General features: G+C 47.9%; 19 protein-coding genes and 1 pseudogene. 9 read left to right on the top strand and 11 right to left on the bottom strand.

The features are described from left to right. The 3 genes from JF818_RS12170 to JF818_RS12160 all read right to left on the bottom strand — a co-directional run. Nucleotides 1-637: metal ABC transporter permease (locus JF818_RS12170; protein ID WP_198892268.1), on the bottom strand; the 637-nt coding region annotated here is incomplete at its 3' end. Beyond that, nucleotides 630-1661 (bottom strand): DUF1893 domain-containing protein, encoded by a 1032-nt coding sequence (locus tag JF818_RS12165; protein WP_198892267.1) that lies wholly within the window; start codon nucleotides 1659-1661, stop codon nucleotides 630-632. The genes JF818_RS12165 and JF818_RS12170, both read right to left, overlap by 8 nt. Before the next feature lie 129 nt (nucleotides 1662-1790). Further along, nucleotides 1791-2228, bottom strand: coding sequence for a DUF3842 family protein (locus tag JF818_RS12160; RefSeq protein WP_198892266.1), 438 nt, complete (start codon nucleotides 2226-2228; stop codon nucleotides 1791-1793). Nucleotides 2229-2257: 29 nt separating this feature from the next. Here JF818_RS12160 and JF818_RS16450 point away from each other — a divergent pair, with 29 nt between their 5' ends. From JF818_RS16450 to JF818_RS12140, 5 genes are all read left to right on the top strand, one after another. After that, the gene (locus JF818_RS16450; RefSeq protein WP_233067620.1) at nucleotides 2258-2566 is read left to right on the top strand and encodes a FadR/GntR family transcriptional regulator; all 309 of its coding nucleotides are present in this window, start codon (nucleotides 2258-2260) and stop codon (nucleotides 2564-2566) included. 3 nt (nucleotides 2567-2569) lie between these two features. Beyond that, nucleotides 2570-3007: a FadR/GntR family transcriptional regulator gene (locus JF818_RS16445; RefSeq protein WP_370570335.1), complete on the top strand. Its 438-nt coding sequence runs from the start codon at nucleotides 2570-2572 to the stop codon at nucleotides 3005-3007. Nucleotides 3008-3099: 92 nt separating this feature from the next. Next, nucleotides 3100-3936 (top strand): MBL fold metallo-hydrolase, encoded by an 837-nt coding sequence (locus JF818_RS12150; RefSeq protein WP_198892265.1) that lies wholly within the window; start codon nucleotides 3100-3102, stop codon nucleotides 3934-3936. 31 nt (nucleotides 3937-3967) lie between these two features. Continuing rightward, the gene (locus JF818_RS12145; protein WP_198892264.1) at nucleotides 3968-5311 is read left to right on the top strand and encodes a GntP family permease; all 1344 of its coding nucleotides are present in this window, start codon (nucleotides 3968-3970) and stop codon (nucleotides 5309-5311) included. A 54-nt stretch (nucleotides 5312-5365) separates the two neighbouring features. After that, the gene (locus JF818_RS12140; RefSeq protein WP_198892263.1) at nucleotides 5366-5998 is read left to right on the top strand and encodes a lipopolysaccharide assembly protein LapB; all 633 of its coding nucleotides are present in this window, start codon (nucleotides 5366-5368) and stop codon (nucleotides 5996-5998) included. Here the strand turns inward: JF818_RS12140 and JF818_RS12135 are convergent, their stop codons facing one another. Continuing rightward, nucleotides 5999-6604, bottom strand: coding sequence for an RlmE family RNA methyltransferase (locus JF818_RS12135; RefSeq protein WP_198892262.1), 606 nt, complete (start codon nucleotides 6602-6604; stop codon nucleotides 5999-6001). A gap of 543 nt (nucleotides 6605-7147) precedes the next feature. Between JF818_RS12135 and JF818_RS12130 the strand changes: the two genes are divergently transcribed. Beyond that, nucleotides 7148-7786, top strand: coding sequence for a rhomboid family intramembrane serine protease (locus JF818_RS12130; protein WP_198892261.1), 639 nt, complete (start codon nucleotides 7148-7150; stop codon nucleotides 7784-7786). Here the strand turns inward: JF818_RS12130 and JF818_RS12125 are convergent. After that, nucleotides 7783-8868, bottom strand: a complete 1086-nt coding sequence (locus JF818_RS12125) for an adenosine deaminase (protein WP_233067591.1) — start codon at nucleotides 8866-8868, stop codon at nucleotides 7783-7785. The genes JF818_RS12130 and JF818_RS12125 overlap by 4 nt on opposite strands. Before the next feature lie 174 nt (nucleotides 8869-9042). Between JF818_RS12125 and JF818_RS12120 the strand changes: the two genes are divergently transcribed. Beyond that, nucleotides 9043-9555, top strand: a complete 513-nt coding sequence (locus JF818_RS12120; RefSeq protein ID WP_198892259.1) for an ankyrin repeat domain-containing protein — start codon at nucleotides 9043-9045, stop codon at nucleotides 9553-9555. Between the two features lie 81 nt (nucleotides 9556-9636). On the opposite strand, the gene JF818_RS12115 is transcribed toward JF818_RS12120, so the two are convergent. Continuing rightward, nucleotides 9637-11403, bottom strand: a complete 1767-nt coding sequence (locus JF818_RS12115) for a proline--tRNA ligase (protein WP_198892258.1) — start codon at nucleotides 11401-11403, stop codon at nucleotides 9637-9639. 122 nt (nucleotides 11404-11525) lie between these two features. On the opposite strand from JF818_RS12115, the gene JF818_RS12110 reads away from it, so the two are divergent. Together JF818_RS12110 and JF818_RS12105 are read left to right on the top strand one after the other, a co-directional pair. Then, on the top strand, nucleotides 11526-12194 hold the full coding sequence (locus JF818_RS12110) for a class II aldolase/adducin family protein (protein WP_198892257.1): 669 nt from the start codon (nucleotides 11526-11528) through the stop codon (nucleotides 12192-12194). A 1-nt stretch (nucleotide 12195) separates the two neighbouring features. Further along, the gene (locus tag JF818_RS12105) at nucleotides 12196-12927 is read left to right on the top strand and encodes a DUF6062 family protein (protein WP_198892256.1); all 732 of its coding nucleotides are present in this window, start codon (nucleotides 12196-12198) and stop codon (nucleotides 12925-12927) included. Here JF818_RS12105 and JF818_RS12100 read toward each other — a convergent pair. From JF818_RS12100 to carB, 5 genes and pseudogenes are all read right to left on the bottom strand, one after another. Then, the gene (locus JF818_RS12100; RefSeq protein WP_198892255.1) at nucleotides 12908-13495 is read right to left on the bottom strand and encodes a hypothetical protein; all 588 of its coding nucleotides are present in this window, start codon (nucleotides 13493-13495) and stop codon (nucleotides 12908-12910) included. The two genes, JF818_RS12105 and JF818_RS12100, sit on opposite strands and share 20 nt — an antisense overlap. Nucleotides 13496-13499: 4 nt before the next feature. After that, entirely contained in the window at nucleotides 13500-13886 is a 387-nt protein-coding gene (locus JF818_RS12095; protein WP_198892254.1) for an OsmC family protein, read from the bottom strand. A 67-nt stretch (nucleotides 13887-13953) separates the two neighbouring features. Beyond that, nucleotides 13954-14835 carry a cation diffusion facilitator family transporter gene (locus tag JF818_RS12090; protein ID WP_198892253.1) on the bottom strand — a complete coding sequence of 294 codons (882 nt, stop codon included), beginning with the start codon at nucleotides 14833-14835 and terminating at the stop codon, nucleotides 13954-13956. Between the two features lie 71 nt (nucleotides 14836-14906). After that, nucleotides 14907-16703: an aspartate--tRNA ligase gene (aspS, locus tag JF818_RS12085; RefSeq protein ID WP_198892252.1), complete on the bottom strand. Its 1797-nt coding sequence runs from the start codon at nucleotides 16701-16703 to the stop codon at nucleotides 14907-14909. Nucleotides 16704-16774: 71 nt separating this feature from the next. Continuing rightward, nucleotides 16775-17341 (bottom strand): annotated as a pseudogene (carB, locus tag JF818_RS12080) (carbamoyl phosphate synthase large subunit); the annotation flags it as partial.

Genomic DNA, 17341 nt, shown 5'->3' with positions numbered 1-17341 from the left:
TTCCTGCAACGAGGACGGGAAGGATGAGCAGTGCATCAATGTGCAAGGCACCAAGTAGTTTCATGGCAAATGCAATCACCAAGGCAATGACCAGTACCATGGCAGTGTAGTGTGCCTTTACCGGTATTCCCAGGGATTGGGCAATTTCCTGATCGAAGAAGATGGCACTTACCGTCCTGAAGTTTGCAAGCAGGTAGATGGCCAAAATGAGGGCGATGCCGATCAGTACCACGATATCTGCCCAAGCAAGCGCAAATGGACTTCCCCAGAGTAGTTGTAATGTATCCTTTGCAGGAACGTCCCACAAATGCATCACTAAGGAAGCTGCTGCCATGGTAAAGACCATACCAGCAGCACTGGCAAGGCCGAACCCATGACGGGTATCCTTAGCCAGTCGCATCATAGCCAAAACCAAGAGAATATTCAGGGCAATGCTGAGCGGTAGTATCGGCAGGGAGAGCGCCAGGGAGATGGCTCCCCCAAGGATAACCCCATGCATCAGCATATAACGCATCGGTACCAGGTCTAGGCGAAGAACCATGACCCCGCTTGCTGGAAAACTGAGCCCGGCAATGGCCATGGCAAGCAGTCCCTTCATTACCGGAGGTAGGGTGAGTGCGTAGAGGAAATCACTCATAGGTACCCCCCAAATGGAGAGTTGGCCATCCCAAATCCTTTTCCAGTGCCTTGTCATGGGTGACAATGATAATGGTCGGCATCTCTCCCACTGTAAGGCTTTGGAGTACTTCAACAAGCGTAGATCGACTTTTTGCATCCAGGAAAGAGGTGGGTTCATCAAGGAGGAGCAATCTTGCTTTCTGGCAGAGCGTCCTCGAGAGAGAAACCTTTTGCCTCTCTCCTCCGCTGAGTGTGAAGAAATTCCTCTCAGCAAGATGCTCTATCTTTGTTCTTCTTAGGGCAGTGTCGATCTCCCACTGCCTCTCTTCCCTTGTGAGAGTGGGATCGCATGCCATAGCTACCACTTCACGGGCTGAGACTGGGAACTGCTGCTCTTGTTGTTGTTGCCTTATGTACCCGATCGTTCTTTTTTCCAGGTGGGTTACCTCGTCCTCCCCGATAAGAATCGTTCCCTTGGTGGGTTTGAGTTTTCCCATCAAGAGGGAGAGCAGTGTAGTCTTCCCCATTCCATTGTCTCCTAGGATGAGTAGTCTCTCCCCTTCCTCAAGATGGAAGGAGAGGTCTTGCAGGATAGGCGGACGCTCTGGGTAGGAGAAAGAGAGGTTTTCTATACGTACAGAGACCCCTCGTACCAGTTTTGCACGCTTTCTCAGAAGTCTGTACATCTGCTCCTGGTCATGCATTTCTCCGAGCAACTCCTCGGTCTTGCATTGCAGTCGTTCTATGCGTTTTTCATAGGAGACGGTTATTCCATGCTGTTGATAATATTCGATGGCAAGTTCACTGATCAGATTGATATGGGCACGATGTATGCCAAAGCGGGCCATAAGCAATGCAGCGGCTTTTCCTGCAGCCGTGTCATGAGCACTGAGACAATCCCTTTCTCCTGTATAGGTTTCTAGAAATCGTTCGAATGCAAAGAGTGGGGTAAGCCAGTGCCCATTTTCTGAAAAAATGAGTTGGTCATGATTATAGACTTCCAGGGTATGGTTGTCTGAAAGTGGCTGTGTATATCGTTCCAAGGTATGCTCCCAAAAAAAGAGGGCCATGCAAGCAAAAAAGTAGTACTCTTCTTTGCCTTCATGGCTCTCTTGTGTACATAGGTAATGAATCAGGAATATGCCCCTTCATGAGGCATGTTGTGACGTATTTTACCGACTAGGCAGAGTGCTGTCAAGGAAACGCCTGATCTCCTCCAATGTGAAGTCAATCATCATGGACAGGGGGGCCTCCTGTATTCCTACGATTGTCACATTGCATTTGCTGATGGGAACAAGAATCTTGTGAGCCTTGCTCTGGGCGATTGCCACCGCCATTGCTGGAGTGATCTCTCCATGGAGTGCATCAGAGGTAAGGATTCCCAGTGGGCCCACGATAAGGTCAGCATTCCTGCATGCCACAATGACAGGATTCTCACCGGTTGCAATTGCATCAGCACCGCTTTTTAGCATGGCACTGGCTGCCAGGCTGTTGGTCCCAATTCCCAGTACTTCCACCTCTCTGAATGTTTTCTTGATTACCGCAACAAGCGCTTTTCCCAAGCTTCCACCCTGACCGTCAATGACAACGAGCTGTACGTTCTGTTTCATACACTCAGTATAGAAGATAGGAGTTTTCTATGCCAGAGGTGGATTGTCTTGCAGATTTATTCGCTTCACGATACGATAGCCCCATGCAGTCCCTGAAAAAAGAACGTGTATCGATCATGGTTACCGATGCAATTAAAGAGATTATCAAAGAGGAGCACCTCAAACCTGGGGATAAGCTCTACAGTGAAAAAGAGCTCGTAAAAAAGCTTGAGGTAAGTCGATCTTCAATTCGTGAAGCACTAAGGATGCTTGAAGTATCCGGAGTGGTGAAGGTATATCAGGGAAAAGGGGTGTTTGTCAGTGATCCTTCCGAGCAATCCCACCCGGTGAAGAACTGAGTAGTGGAAAATGCAGAGGCACTGCGGGAACACTTTGAGGTAAGGCTTTTAATTGAGCCTCATGCTGCATCCCTTGCCTGTCGATTTGCTGAACAAAAAGATTTGGAAGCACTCCAATCCTGTTATGATACGTTTGTTGAAAAAGTAAAAACCGGGGATGTTATTGAATCCATAAGCAGTGACAGTGCCTTTCACCTTGCTGTTGCAAAGGCAACCAAGAATCGTACCTTGGCTGTCTTGATGAGGACGATGGACCAGACACTTAATGAAGGTTGGTATGCCAGTCTTCATGCACCTGGGCGACTGGAATCATCCATTGAAGAACACGGGCGTCTGCTTCAAGCTATCCTCTCCCATGACCAGAAAGAAGCATCCCAGGCAATGGAAGACCACCTGAGAAATGCCTTGAAGGACATCCAACACTATTTCGGAACTCTCTAAATATTTTATTTGACAAAACCTGAGATGTGGGTTTATGGTATAGTCAACTTGTCAGACCTCTGACCTGTTAGTACACATTTGAAGGTTTTGCAATGCCTATAGAAATAACTACCTTGATCGAAAACACACAGGGAGAACACACCGGCCTGATCACCGAACATGGGCTCTCGTTCCTGATTGAGACTGGAAAGTCTAGTATTCTGTTTGATACAGGACGCAGTAATGCCTTTCTCAAAAATGCCAAACTCTTAAGAAAGCAATTGGATAGCGTAGATCATGTGGTGCTCAGTCATGGTCACTATGACCATAGTGGTGGGTTTCAATCATTTGTCCAATCACGGACAGATAGAGCCTTTACCCTCCATACAGGACAGGGGTTCTTTGCAGAAAAGTATGCACGTTTCAACGCTTCATACCAGTATCTTGGCAATGATTTTGACCAGGAATACATCAAGGAACAGGGGATCACCCACAATACCATTACCGGAAGAACAGAAATTGCTCTTGGAGTATGGGCGCTTACCCATTTCAAACGAAGTCATGCAGAGGAGACCATTCATCCAAGATTTGTTCTGAGGGAACAAGCTGGTTGGGTTGAAGACCGCTTTGATGATGAGGTGCTGTTGGTAGTTGAGACAGGAAAGGGTCTTGTCATGCTGGTGGGCTGTTCCCATCCAGGGATCCTGAACATGTTGGACTCTGTGCAACAAGCCTTCAACAAGCCGGTATATGCACTGCTGGGAGGGACTCACTTGGTCGAGGCAGATAGTTCAAGGACTGATAGAAGTATCCAGGTATTCCAGGAGAAGGGAATTGAGATACTGGGTATCAACCACTGTTCTGGGGCAGAAGCGATCAATCTAGCTACCGAACATTCTTCAATTCATTTCCATAACGGAACGGGTTCTAGCCTTATCCTGGAAGGATAGGGAAAACGATAGAGAGAGTAGGAGGAACGATATGGCAGGATGGTATCTATTTCTGGTCATTATTGTCGCAGTTGTAGGAATGGTGCTTCTGATTTCACGATTCAAGTGGCATCCATTCATTGTTCTGTTGCTTGCGGGATACTTTGTTGGAATACTGGGAGGAATGTCTGTTGATGACTTGATCAACACACTCACCAGTGGTTTTGGCTCAATCCTGGGCAGCATCGGTATTGTCATTATTGCTGGTACTATTATTGGTACAATCCTGGAAAAGACCGGTGCAGCATTGACGATGGCAAATTCAATTCTGGGACTGGTAGGAAAGAAACGAGCTCCCTTGACCATGAGTCTGACCGGCTACATTGTCAGTATCCCAGTCTTCTGTGACTCGGGCTTTGTGATCCTTTCCCCCATTAACCGCGCCCTTGCGGCAAAAAGTGGAGTCTCCCTGGCCGTTATGGCAACCTGTCTGAGTTCTGGCCTTTATGCAACCCACTGCCTTGTTCCACCAACCCCGGGACCGATTATCATGGCTGGTACATTGAATGCAGATTTGGGTTTGGTCATTCTGGTAGGATTGCTGGTTTCCATTCCTGTCATGTTGGTTGGGTACCTCTATGCACTGAAGATTTCCAGCAAGTTCGATATCCCTGCAAACCCGGAGGTTTCTCTGGAAGAGTTGGTTGAAAAGTACGGAAAGCTCCCCAATGCAATGCGTTCATTTGCTCCCATTCTCCTTCCCATCATCCTCATCGCTCTCAAGTCTGTTGCAGATTTTCCCTCTGCACCGTTTGGAGAGGGAGGGGCAAAGGCTTTCTTTGACTTCATTGGTAACCCGGTAACTGCACTTATTCTTGGTGTAGGCCTTGCAGTCACCTTGATACCCAAGAAGGAGGGGAAAGGAACTGCTTTCTCCTGGATCAGTGATGGTATCCACAGTTCAGCCAGCATCCTGGCAATAACAGGTGCAGGTGGTGCTTTCGGTGCAGTTCTTAAGACACTCCCGATTGCAGAAGTGCTCTCAGGTAGCTTGATGCAGTTGAATGCAGGTCTTCTTATTCCGTTCATCATTGCAGCACTGCTCAAGAGCGCCATGGGTGCATCAACTGTTGCCATGATTGTTACCAGTGCCATGCTCGCTCCCTTGATGGGGCAGCTTGGATGGACCAGTGAGATTGCAAAGGTTTTGGCTCTGCTGTCGATCGGAGCAGGTTCCATGACTGTTTCCCATGCGAACGACAGTTACTTCTGGGTTGTATCGCAGTTCTCCGATATGGACACGGCAACGGCATACAAGACCCAAACCGGTGTGACCTTGGTACAGGGTGTGACGACCATCACTATATTGATGATCATCGGACTCTTTGTACTTTAATGACTGAGAAAAGTGGTGTTGGGCTGATGCCCAGCATCACTATCTGGGGGAATTATGGATCCGATAAAATGGTATTATCAGCGAAGGATGCTTAATGCAATGGTGCAGAACAAATGGGAGGAGGCTGAAAGCTTCACCCACAAGCTCATAAACCATGAGGGACCCTCCATGGGGTTGCATTATAATCTTGCCCTGATAGCGCTTGGCTCGGGGGACAAGGAAAAGGCCTATGATGTTTTGGTAAAGGCCGTCCTACGCTACGGAGAGAGCTTGCGTCTATGCCGTTTGCTTGGAGATATCGCCTACCTTTCCGGAAAAGGGGAGGAAGCAATACATTGGTATACATCCGCCTTGGATGATAATCCATCTGAAAAAGAGGAGTACCTGATGAGGCTCCGCTTGGATTTGCTCTCCTCTGAAAAAAACTATACCAAGGCTTTAGATGCATGTGCACTTCTTCCTGAGGCTGAAAAACGCATGGTCTCTAATCCTGAAGATGCGCGTTCATTATATGAACGTATCGTACAAGATGATCCTTCACAGGCGGAAGCATGGAACAATCTTGGATGCCTGGCACTTGATCACTTCAATGACAAGGGGACAGCAATTGAGTTCTTCACGAGAACATTGGAGTTGGTTGATCATCAAGGAGCAGCCAAGAACCTGGCACGTGCCCGGAAAGCCTGATCAGGAATCCTTCCTGTCCAACCCCACCAGATAAATCTCGAATGAGTCATCCCTGCAGGCCTTTGGCTTGTAGGGTTTTACTTTATTGAAGAGAGTTCTCATCAATTGCAGGAGTTCAACCTGTCCTCCACCCTGAAAGATCTTCACCACAAGATTTCCATGGGGCTTTAGATGGTCCTTGGCAAGATAGATGACCTGTTCTGCGAGGTTCTCACTCCTCGCTGTATCGACACTTCTGTTTCCCATCGTCATAGGAGCTGCATCGCTGATGATTGCATTATACGGACCATGTTGCACCAAGATTTCCCTGATATCCTTCGAGAACGCATCGCCCACATACGCGGTGACCGTTGGAGGTACTGGATTCAGGTTCAAGGGATTCAGGTCAACAGCTATGATGCTTCCTTTTCCCTTGATGAGGTTTCTGTGTGTATATAGTGTCCACGATCCCGGAGCTGCTCCGACATCCAATACGGAGTCCCCACTCTTAACCAGGTTGAAATGTTGTTGTAGCTCTTCCAGTTTATAGACGGAGCGAGCTGGATAGCCTTCCTTGTGTGCTCGTTTTGTATAGGAGTCTGCACGGTCCCTTCTGCTTGTTGCCATGATCCAACTATAGCAAACATTTGAAGGAGTCGGAAGAGCATAAAGATGGTGCCAGCGGTATTGTGGGGTGGGGAGAGAGAACCGCTGGCACCAAAGAAATCACACTTTAAGGAGGTTTGAAAAAAACTGTTGCTCTGTTCTGCCTATAGTATTGCAACTAGTGTGCCAATTATCCAGAAACAGCACATTAAGCAATAAATAATCACTAAAAGTCAGTAATTTGACGTGAACTAAGTGGAATAGTGGTGTGAAAAATTGTTACACTATTTAAAAATTGCACAGAGACGGGCAAAAAGGAGGGTGCCAAAAGAGGTTTGGGGAAAATCTCTTGGCACCCTGTCGGTATAAAAGGAGGAGTATGAAAAAAATGTTGCTCTGTTCTATCTAAAACAATGCAATAAGCGTGCCAAGAGCAAAACAGGGAATAGAGCGTTCAAATGGGGGTAGGGATGGAAAAGGAGTGTGCATTGCTTTCACACTCGCAAAAAGGTGTGCAAATTTTGCTCAATTGACGTTGGCTCCTTCCCTATATACTGTATGTTTATGAAAAAGAGTACTATTTTGAACCGGAGATTCCGGGATACTACCTATAAAAATGTTACGCTCAAGTTGGTTATCATCAACGTCTTGGTGTATCTTGTCACCTCGATGGTCTACCCAAGGCTTACCTACTATCTTGCAATGATTCCTTCCTTGGTATTGGGAGGATATCTCTGGCAACCTTTCACCTATATGTTTGTGCATGGAGGGTTCAGTCATCTACTATTCAATATGCTGAGTCTTTTCATTTTTGGCTCGATGGTTGAACGTAGGATAGGAAGCAAGGAGTTTCTCCTGTTCTATCTCCTGACTGGTCTGTTCAGTGGAATTGTCAGCTTCTTCAGTTACTATCTTGCCGGGACGAATGTCATCCTTGTGGGTGCATCGGGAGCTATCTACGGGGTGCTCTTGATGTTCGCAGTCTTCTACCCTTACTCGGTAATCTTCGTCTTTGGACTGATTCCCATCAGAGCCCCAATTCTGGTCATCTTGTATGCTCTCATTGAACTTTCCAGCCATGTATTTGGAGCTGGTGGAAATGTTGCACACCTAACTCATCTCAGTGGTTTGATATTCGGGTACCTGTACTGCAGGATCCGTATGAGGATCAATCCTCTGGAAGTATTCAGGCGGACACTCTAGTCCTGAAGATCGTACTTCTGGCGAATCTCGGCATATTGCTGCTTGATCACATCATAGATGATTGAGAGTTTCTGGTCATGATGGATGAAGGCTGACTTCATCGCATTGATCGTGATCTTCTCAAGGTCCCGGATGGTCAGGTTGTAGTACTGGACTGCAAGCTCCATCTCCTTGGTTACCGTGGTGTCACTCATCAAGCGGTTATCACTGCAAAGGAATACCCTGAACTTGTTTCTGAAGAGGATGGGGAAGGGGTGGCTGTCATAATCTTTCACAGCCCCTGTCCCAACATTGCTGGTAAGACACATCTCCATCGGTATTCTCCGGTCAAGGATGAAGGCTGCAAGAGAACCCATTTTCTCGATTCTTGTACCTTCAATCCCCATATCCTCCACCAATCGAACGCCATGGCCGATACGATGAGCCCCACACAGTTGGACGGCTTGCCAGATGGACTCCACCCCGAAGGCTTCCCCTGCATGGATGGTTATATTGAAGTTCTTGCTTCTGATGAATTGGAATGCGTCAAGATGTTTCTTGGCAGGGTACCCGATCTCATCGCCGGCAAGGTCGAATCCAACAACACCACGATCGGCGAAGGCAACAGCGAGTTCTGCAATGCTCTTGCTGACACTCGGTGATTGGTTGCGCATGGCGCAAAGGATCAGTCCGGTGGGCATTCCCGTTTTTCGTGTTCCCTGTTGCAGGCCGTCAAGCACAGCTTGTACCGCTTCTTCCAAGGACAGTCCGCCCTCTGTGTGAAGGATTGGAGCAAACCGGATTTCTGCATAGCACACATTCTCAGCAGCAAGATCTTCTACAGCCTCAAAGGCGACACGATGCAATGCTGCACTGCTCTGCATGACCTTGGTGGTCAGAGCAAATGATTCAAGATACAGGGAGAGGCTTTTTTGCTTACCTCCCCTGACAAACCACTGGTGGAGTTCTTCAGGGTCCTCAGTGGGAAGGGTGATGCCTTGTGCTTTGGCTAGGCTGAGAATGGTCTGGATTCTCAACCCTCCATCAAGGTGGTCGTGGAGTTCTACTTTAGGGACTTGTTTGATGATTTCCTTTGTTACCATGGGTTTATCATACTGCATATATGTGTGATGAAGCAAATCCAAAAGAATGCAAAAGGATCATGGAGCGATGAAATTGGGTGAAAACTAGGTACAAGACTGTACAATTTTAAGAAAAATTGGGATACTGCTTATAGTAAGTATAATTCAAATAATGAGTAAGGAGATATTCTGCATATGTCAAAACGAGAAGAGACTCTGAACAAGAAATTGCTGGCAGCATCAGTTTCTGCTACCAAAGTGAAAGAAGTGAAAAGTCTACTTGAGCAGGGTGCAGATATTCATACCCAGAATGAGTGGGGTCTTACTCCTATTATGCTGGCGGCTCAGTACAATTCATCCGTGAATGTACTGAAGGCATTGCTGGAAGCAGGAGCAGATATTCAAGAGGCTGAGCCTAAGTATCGCTCAAATGCTCTTCACCTTGCAGCCAACAAGAGTACCAGCCCCAAGATCATCGAAGAATTGCTGAAAGCCGGTGCTGACTTGAATGCGCGAAACTATCTTGGGGAGACTGCCTTGATCATGGCAGTAAACAGCAATCCCGAGACACGTGTTGTAACAGCCTTGCTGAAAGCCGGTGCTGATATCAATGCCCGTGATTACCAGGGCCACTCTGTGCTTGAATATGCCAAGGCAGCAAAACGCACCTATATAATCAATCAGTTGAAGAAGATGGGTGCCAACTAACACATTTTCATCCCAGGAATACAACAATCCCCTGATCAATGCATATTGACCAGGGGATATTTTTCTGTTCTTTGTTTGAGATTAGTTGTTCTGCCACTCAGTCTCTACAATCTGGGAGGCCAATTCATCCTTGAGTTTCGCGATCAGGCTGAGGGTTTCCTCTACTACGGTATCAACACCGAAGGAGAAAGACTCTTCAAGATTGCTTCTGAGTTTCACCTCCACCTTTCCTTCCTTCAGGGAACGGTTCCCCAAGGTAATGCGAATCGGGAGGCCGATAAGGTCAGCATCAGCAAACTTGACACCGGCTGATTCCTTTCGGTCATCATAGAGAACCTCAATACCTGCCTGGGTGAGTGACTGATAGATGGTTTCGGCTACTTGGGCGTCCTTTACCAGGCTCACCAAGTGGACCTGCATTGGAGCAACGCTGATCGGTAAGCTGAGTCCCTTCTCATCACTGTAGTTCTCTGCAAGACAGGCAAGCAGACGTCCAACTCCGATACCATAGGACCCCATGATCACAGGTCGGCGGACACCGTTCTCATCTTGGTAGGTACAGTTCATGCTCTCACTGTATCGGGTGTTCAACTGGAAGATGTTTCCTACTTCCACGCCCTTCGAGGCAACCAGGGGTTCTCCGCATTCAGGACAGGCATGGCCACCGCTTGCACTTGCAATATCAGCAACTTCTCCCTGGTAGTCCCTGCCATAGTTGGTATTAAGCAGGTGATATCCCTCTTCATTTGCACCAGCGACCAGGTTGTTGCTTTTTGCCACTGAATCATCAACCACCACAAGAACATCATCTGCGCAACCAATGGCTGAACCATAGCCGGGAACCATCTTCTTTGCAGTAATTTCCTCTGGGTGGGCTGGTCTGAGTGAGTTTGCCTTGACTGCATTCTGAAGTTTGTTCTCTTCTACCTCCAGGTCCCCTCTGATGATGCCAACAATGAGTTTTTCCTCTTCCTCCCCGTTGGTATCATTGATGAAGGTCCCTACCAGGAATACTGCCTTAGCCGTCTGGTGTTTCTCTATCTTGAGGAATGCGGCAAGCTCTTCGATGGTCTTGCAATCAGGGGTAAGCACCTTTTCTGTTTCTTTCATTTCCTCGCTGTAGTAGGTTTTCTTGAAGGTAGCCACCTGGCGGTTTGCTGTATAATGGCACGCAGGACAGGTAATGATGGTGTCCTCTCCAATGGGTGAGAGGTACATATATTCGTGGCTGATCTTGCCACCCATCATGCCGCTGTCTGCACCTACGACGATAACGGGTAAGCCACAACGACTGAAAATCCTGAAGTAGGCTTTATAATGTTCAGCATACTGTTTATCCAGCCCTTCCTGGTCAATATCGAAGGAGTAACTGTCCTTCATGGTGAACTCTCTCACCCTGATAAGACCTGCACGAGGACGGGGATCATCCCTCCACTTGGTCTGGATCTGATACACAAGCAGTGGAAGCCGCTTGTAGCTGTCAATCTCTCCACGGGCGAGATCGGTTACAGCTTCCTCATGGGTCATGGCAAGGACCATATCTCTTCCCGCGCGGTCATTGAATCTACTCATCTCGCGGTCGATGCTGTAGAATCGGCCGGTCTCCTTCCAGATATCCGCAGGATTGACCAGCGGCATCAGGATCTCTTGGCCTCCGATTGCATTCATCTCTTCACGAATGACTTGTTCTATTTTCTTGGTCGCACTGAACCCAAACGGGAGCAAGGTGAAGATGCCAGCTCCCAACTGGCGGATAAAGCCTGCTCGCAGCAGATATTCATACCCCTTGCTATCAGCACCGTTTGGGGCTTCTCTCAGGGTTTTGGAAAAGAGTTTGGACATCCTCATCTTGATACATCTCCTTAGTATTCGAACAGGGGCCATTGTAGCAAATGCATCTTGCCTTCTCAAGGTACCAGCAATGAGGTTTTACGTTCCCTAACCTTGGCCTCTCATGGTATACTCGCTGTATGGAAACCAAAAAATATGAAAAATACCGCAGGCAGGTAGCTTCTTTCATGACCCGCCTGTACGATCGACAACTTACCACCGCCAGTGGGGGCAATATTAGCATGCGGATCAGCAAGGATCTTTTTTGCATCACCCCCAGTGCGCTCGACAAAGGATTACTCACTCCTGATGATATTGCTGTAGTAACCTTGGACGGGAAGAATCTGACACCGAATCTACCTCTCAGTATCGAAACTGAGATGCATCGCCTGATCCTCGTAGCACGTCCAGACATCCAGGCAATTGTGCACGCCCATCCAACCTATGTTTCTGCGTTCACTGCCATCACCAAGGATGGAAAGAGTGCCATCAACACGCATCTGATCGCAGAGTCATATTATATCCTTGAGGATCCAGCGTATGTTGAGTATCGACTGATGGGAACAGTGGACCTTGCCGAGCAGGTTGCTGCCAGTTCCTTTGATCATGATGTACTGCTCCTGGAAAACCATGGGGCGGTAGCCCTTGGGCGAACGATGCTCGAGGCTTTTGACAAGATGGAATTGCTCGAGCGTGCAGCGCAGATGACCGTTATCACCAAGCAGATGGGCGGCGGGGAGTATGAGGTGAGGGAATTGCCGGAACCAAGACTGAAACAGCTGATGCGCATGAAGTACGGGTCAAAATAATATGAAGATTGAATTGGAGACAATTCCTGTTTGGGATGGCGTGCAGGAAAACTGTGAATGTTTCATCTGCAGCCTTATGGCAGAGGCCCAGAAGGATGCAATCAACTTCTATCTGGGCAACTCTGTCATGAACCCAGAGACCAGGGTGCGGGTGAATGAGCATGGTTTCTGTCCCAAACACTGGCGTATGCTTGCTGCAGCAAACAAGCCCCAGGGAGTTGCCCTGATGGGGGATACCTACCTGGAAACAACAAGAGCCAAGGCTGAGGCTGCAATCAATGGGCTTTTGTCAGCAAACAGTCCAAGACAGGCGAAGAAAGCGGTAGGAGCTTTTCAAGCGGTAATTGCTTCACGAGAGAAAGGGTGTCTTGTCTGTTCAGCTATGGAAGAGCGACTCCAGCGGTACCTGTACACGACCTGTTATCTATGGGGAGAGGATTCTTCCTTCCGTGAGGCCCTCTCACAAGGGAAGGGTTTCTGTCTTCATCACTTTACCCTCCTGCTGGAGATTGGGCAGAAAGCGCTTTCCCCCAAGTTATATCCAGAGTTTGTACGAGCAATGGCTCAACTTGAGGTTGCCAACCTCGATAGGATGGCAAAAGATGTGCATTGGATGACACAGAAGTACAAGTCGGAGAATGCAGATAAGCCTTGGCATGGCTGTGAAGATGCCCATAAACGGACAGTGGATAAAATGACAGGACGAAGCAGGGTTATAGATCCCGTTCGATGACCTGTTTCTTTCGCTTCTTTTTCCGTTCCTTGATACCCAACAACAGTTGCAAGGTATCTTCCTCTCCGTCCACATCCTTCTGTTTAAGATGAGTCGTGGTACCGTCAGCCTTGTTGAAATGATAATACTCCAAACTATCTTGCTTTGGACTATAGAGCAGAATGTACTCCCTCTGGGGGAGGAAAGATACTCCCAGTATAAGTTGGCATCCCTCCTCCTGGACCTGGAGAAGATGGTTCTGCTGACCCTTGGAAAGATAATCATTACCAAGAATGATTCCCAGGAGCTTGGTTCCTTTCCTGTTATGGACAAGCACATCAAGCCCATCCCGCTGGATATCCACCTTGATGTTTCCTGGAAGGGAGAAAAAATTGGGATTTGCTGCATCCTCTGAAAGGCTGAGTACTTTTCTCAGGCTCAGTTGCAACTGGGAGGCCAAGCAGTGGGCAAGACTTGTCTTTGCCTTCGGCCAGGACAGCACTATCTCATCCTCTGCCAAGAGTTGTCGTAGGGCACTCTCGAATGCCTCAAAGAGAAGAATATTGGTATATCGGGCGTTGCTTGCCATGGTACTATTGGAAATCCACTGAGTAATCCATCTCACTTACCTGTGATATGGTCTGGTAGATAGAACAGTATCGGGAAGCCGTCTCGAAGGCTTTCAGGAATTTCTTCTGGTTGTCCACTCCAGTGGCCTGTACTGTGATATGTAGTGATTTAAGCGTGGTAGGAGGATCGTCTCGCTTCTCTCCATCAACATCAAAGCTGATATGTTCCCAGCTGATACGCATTTTTGTAGCAAGTTCCACAAATGTAACAAACAGACAACCACTCAATGCACCTAACAGGTAATCATAGGGCGCGCTGGAAGGGCCAATTTCAAAACTGGATCCCTTGTCTGTAACGAACTGGTAGTGTCCAGGTACAAAGTCGGCACGAACATGTTTCTTCTCACCCATGAGTTATCTCCTATGCCCATAGCATAGCTCATGCAGAATGATTTTTCTAGGATGAGAATCATTTGTGTTACTGCTTTTTATGTTTGTAGGGATTTACATGCACCATGCAATGTTTGACTTGGGGGAAACTGGTTTCAATGGCGTGGTGGACCCGTTCGGCAATACAGTGAGCTTCAACAAGGCTTTGTGACCCTTCTGCTGAAATCTCAACATCCACATAGGCACGAGAACCAAATCTGCGGGTTCTCAATAAATCGATTCCCTTGACCCCTTCCTGGTCGAGAATGATGAGACGAATCTCTTCCACAGTCTTCTCAGGGCAAGCGTGGTCAACCATCTTGTAGATGCCATCGCGGAATATTTCAATTCCGACCCGAATGATAAAGAGGGAGATGATGATTGCTGCGATGGAATCAGCGATGGGGTAGCCCAATCGTGAGGCAAGGATGCCGATCAGACCACCTGTGGTTGCCAATACATCACTCTGGGAGTCCCATGCAGAGGCCATCAAGGCAGAGGAGTCAGTCTTCTTTCCTGCCCAACGAGTATAGAGAAACATGCACTGCTTGATAACTATGGATACAATTGCTGCAATCACAGCAAGGACACCAGGCAGTGGGTTGTCATGGTAACTACCGGTAATGATGGTTGAGATGCCGTCGACCAAGAGACCAAATCCCACAACCATGATGATTCCCGAAAGTAGTATCGCAGCAACTGATTCTAATCGTTCATGCCCATACTGATGATCCTCGTCAGACTCCTTGGATGCAGCTGAGATGCCGATCATGGCAATGATTGAGCTTACCACATCCCCTGCGTTGTTGATTCCATCATTAAGCAAGGCAGAAGAGTGAGCGATAAAGCCAATTGTAGTCTTGCTGATGGCAAGAACTATATTGCTGAATATATTGAGATAGGAAACTTTCAAGGCAAGATTTTTCTTCATGTCCAAAATTCACACCTACGCTCGGTGTGCCTCCTTGGTAAGAAAAGGCCCCGGTTTCCCGGGGCTCTCTGTCAGCTCTTTGGCTCAGGATACTTGACGATCAAGTGTAGGTCTTCAAGTTGCTTCTCGTCAACTAGTGACGGAGAATCATCCATTGGTGATATTCCTGCTGTATTCTTCGGGAAAGCAATGACTTCATGGATCGAGGTTTCCTCTGCCATGATCATGATCATTCTATCGACCCCTGGGGCAATACCGCCATGGGGAGGAGCTCCGTATCTAAAGGCATTGAGCAGGAAGCCAAACCTTTCCTCTGCAGTTTCGTCATCAAAATTACAGATGCGGAAAATTCGCTTCTGGAGTTCAACATCATGGATACGGATTGAGCCACTGGCCACCTCATATCCATTGAGGACCAAGTCATACAGGTCTCCCTTTACGCTACCGGGGTCAGATTCAAGGGTATCGAGGTACTCCGCCTGAGGCATGCTGAACATATGGTGTGCAGCTTCCCAGTGTCCTTCATCCTCATTGTACTCAAAGAGGGGGAAGTCAACGATCCAGCAGAACTCAAAACTCTTTTTGATCAGGTTCAGGTCCTTGCCCAACTTTGTGCGAACCGCACTAAGGCTGGCACAACATTTCTTCCAGTCTTTATGGGCAACAAAGAGGATCATATCCCCTTCCTTTGCATCAACGGTTGAAACGAGTTCCTCTTCAAGTCCAGCGAAGAACTTGCTCACACCACCGGTGAAGGTGTTGTTCTCTCCCACCTTGATCCAAGCCAATCCCTGTGCACCGTAGATCTTTGCTGCATCCTCGAGGCTGGTAATATACTTTCGTGAGAAGTCGACTGTTTCACTCTTTGGAGCACAGATTGCCTTTACATATCCACCCTGGGAAACAATGTCCTTGAAGGTGGCAAAGCTGCTCTTCAGAGCCAATTCGTTGACATCTGAGAGGGGAAGGTCGAAGCGAAGATCTGGTTTGTCACAACCATAGGTATTCAGTGCATCGTGGTAACTGAGTCTCCTGAATCGAGCAGGGAGGTCATAATCCATTACTTCCTTGAATACGGAACCAAAGAGGTCCTCCATAAGGGAGAGGACATCGTCACGTTTGACAAAGCTCATCTCCAGGTCAAGCTGGGTGAATTCCAGCTGTCTATCCCCCCTGGCATCCTCATCACGATAACAGCGAGCGATCTGGAAGTACTTATCCATACCGCCGACCATCAGAATCTGCTTAAAGAGCTGTGGGCTTTGGGGAAGAGCATAGAACTTACCAGGGTAAATCCTACTGGGTACCAGGAAGTCTCGAGCCCCTTCTGGGGTGCTCTTGATCATGGTAGGGGTTTCAATCTCATAGAAGTCACGACTGGTGAGGAACTTGCGACAGGCGAAAATGAAGTCATGCCGAAGCTTCATCCGCTTCTGCATTCCCTGGGTACGGAGATCGAGATAGCGATACTTAAGCCTCAGGTCTTCCCTTGGTTCATTGCCATCATCAATCTGGAATGGAAGTGGTGCACACTTACTGAGTATTTCAATCTTCTCAGCTTTAACTTCAACTTCACCGGTAACCATTTCTGGATTGACCATTGAATCGGGCCTGAGACGCACCACCCCTGTCACTGCAATGCAGTACTCCAGGTGCAGCTCATTTGCAACTGCCTGAAGTTCGTTGCTGGCATCATCATCCACTACCACCTGGGTAATACCGTAGCGGTCACGGAGGTTGATAAAATGCAGGGCCCCATGATTGCGGTCACGGTGTACCCATCCGTTGAGAACCACCTTAGCTCCATTGTCAGCTTTGGTCAGTGATCCACAGGTAGTTGTTCGTTGGGAAAATACTTCTTCTGCCATAGTCGGTCCCTTTGGTCTCCTTAAGAAAGTATTCCCATACTATATGATAGAAGACCAAAAGGCAATTGCCCCTAAGAGGTCAGCTCACGAACAACAACCTGTTTTTTCTGCAGGTATTCAATTGCTTCAACAGCTGCTACAGCAGCACTTGTGGTGGTGGTGTAGGGGATTTTCATACGCATGGCAATGCTTCGGATTTCATCATCACTCTGGTGGGCATGGAACCCCATTGGTGTGTTTATCACCAAAGCAACCTGTTTTTTCTGTAGATAGTCAGTAATGTTTGGGTGTCCTTCATGGACCTTCTGCATTACCTCAACAAGGATTCCTTGCTCGAAGAGGAAGGCTGCAGTCCCTTGTGTTGCTGCAATTGAGAAGCCTAGGGAGACCAGCTTCCTTACGACAGGAAGGATGGTCTTACGATCCTTCTTATTGACACTGATAAATACCTTTCCCGAGACTGGAAGACGGTTACCACTGCTGATCTGGCTCTTTGCGAAAGCTTCCCCGAAGGTCTTTCCCAATCCGATCGACTCCCCGGTCGACCTCATCTCAGGTCCAAGTGCTGGATCTACATTGCTGAACCGATCGAAGCTGAATACCGCCTCTTTCACTGCCCAACCCACCTTGCAGGTACC

Origin of the sequence: Sphaerochaeta sp. S2 (genome assembly GCF_016406725.1) — a bacterium.
Taxonomy (GTDB): domain Bacteria; phylum Spirochaetota; class Spirochaetia; order Sphaerochaetales; family Sphaerochaetaceae; genus Sphaerochaeta.
Note: the sequence above shows the minus strand (reverse complement) of the source record. Positions and strands in the feature narration are given on the sequence as shown.

Excerpts from the sequence above, each read along its gene's own strand:
- JF818_RS12160 (WP_198892266.1), bottom strand. The coding sequence starts at position 2,228 with ATGAAACAGAACGTACAGCTCGTTGTCATTGACGGTCAGGGTGGAAGC.
- JF818_RS16450 (WP_233067620.1), top strand. The coding sequence starts at position 2,258 with ATGCCAGAGGTGGATTGTCTTGCAGATTTATTCGCTTCACGATACGAT.
- JF818_RS12150 (WP_198892265.1), top strand. The coding sequence starts at position 3,100 with ATGCCTATAGAAATAACTACCTTGATCGAAAACACACAGGGAGAACAC.
- JF818_RS12145 (WP_198892264.1), top strand. The coding sequence starts at position 3,968 with ATGGCAGGATGGTATCTATTTCTGGTCATTATTGTCGCAGTTGTAGGA.
- JF818_RS12140 (WP_198892263.1), top strand. The coding sequence starts at position 5,366 with ATGGATCCGATAAAATGGTATTATCAGCGAAGGATGCTTAATGCAATG.
- JF818_RS12135 (WP_198892262.1), bottom strand. The coding sequence starts at position 6,604 with ATGGCAACAAGCAGAAGGGACCGTGCAGACTCCTATACAAAACGAGCA.
- JF818_RS12130 (WP_198892261.1), top strand. The coding sequence starts at position 7,148 with ATGAAAAAGAGTACTATTTTGAACCGGAGATTCCGGGATACTACCTAT.
- JF818_RS12125 (WP_233067591.1), bottom strand. The coding sequence starts at position 8,868 with ATGGTAACAAAGGAAATCATCAAACAAGTCCCTAAAGTAGAACTCCAC.
- JF818_RS12120 (WP_198892259.1), top strand. The coding sequence starts at position 9,043 with ATGTCAAAACGAGAAGAGACTCTGAACAAGAAATTGCTGGCAGCATCA.
- JF818_RS12115 (WP_198892258.1), bottom strand. The coding sequence starts at position 11,403 with ATGAGGATGTCCAAACTCTTTTCCAAAACCCTGAGAGAAGCCCCAAAC.
- JF818_RS12110 (WP_198892257.1), top strand. The coding sequence starts at position 11,526 with ATGGAAACCAAAAAATATGAAAAATACCGCAGGCAGGTAGCTTCTTTC.
- JF818_RS12105 (WP_198892256.1), top strand. The coding sequence starts at position 12,196 with ATGAAGATTGAATTGGAGACAATTCCTGTTTGGGATGGCGTGCAGGAA.
- JF818_RS12100 (WP_198892255.1), bottom strand. The coding sequence starts at position 13,495 with ATGGCAAGCAACGCCCGATATACCAATATTCTTCTCTTTGAGGCATTC.
- JF818_RS12095 (WP_198892254.1), bottom strand. The coding sequence starts at position 13,886 with ATGGGTGAGAAGAAACATGTTCGTGCCGACTTTGTACCTGGACACTAC.
- JF818_RS12090 (WP_198892253.1), bottom strand. The coding sequence starts at position 14,835 with ATGAAGAAAAATCTTGCCTTGAAAGTTTCCTATCTCAATATATTCAGC.
- aspS (WP_198892252.1), bottom strand. The coding sequence starts at position 16,703 with ATGGCAGAAGAAGTATTTTCCCAACGAACAACTACCTGTGGATCACTG.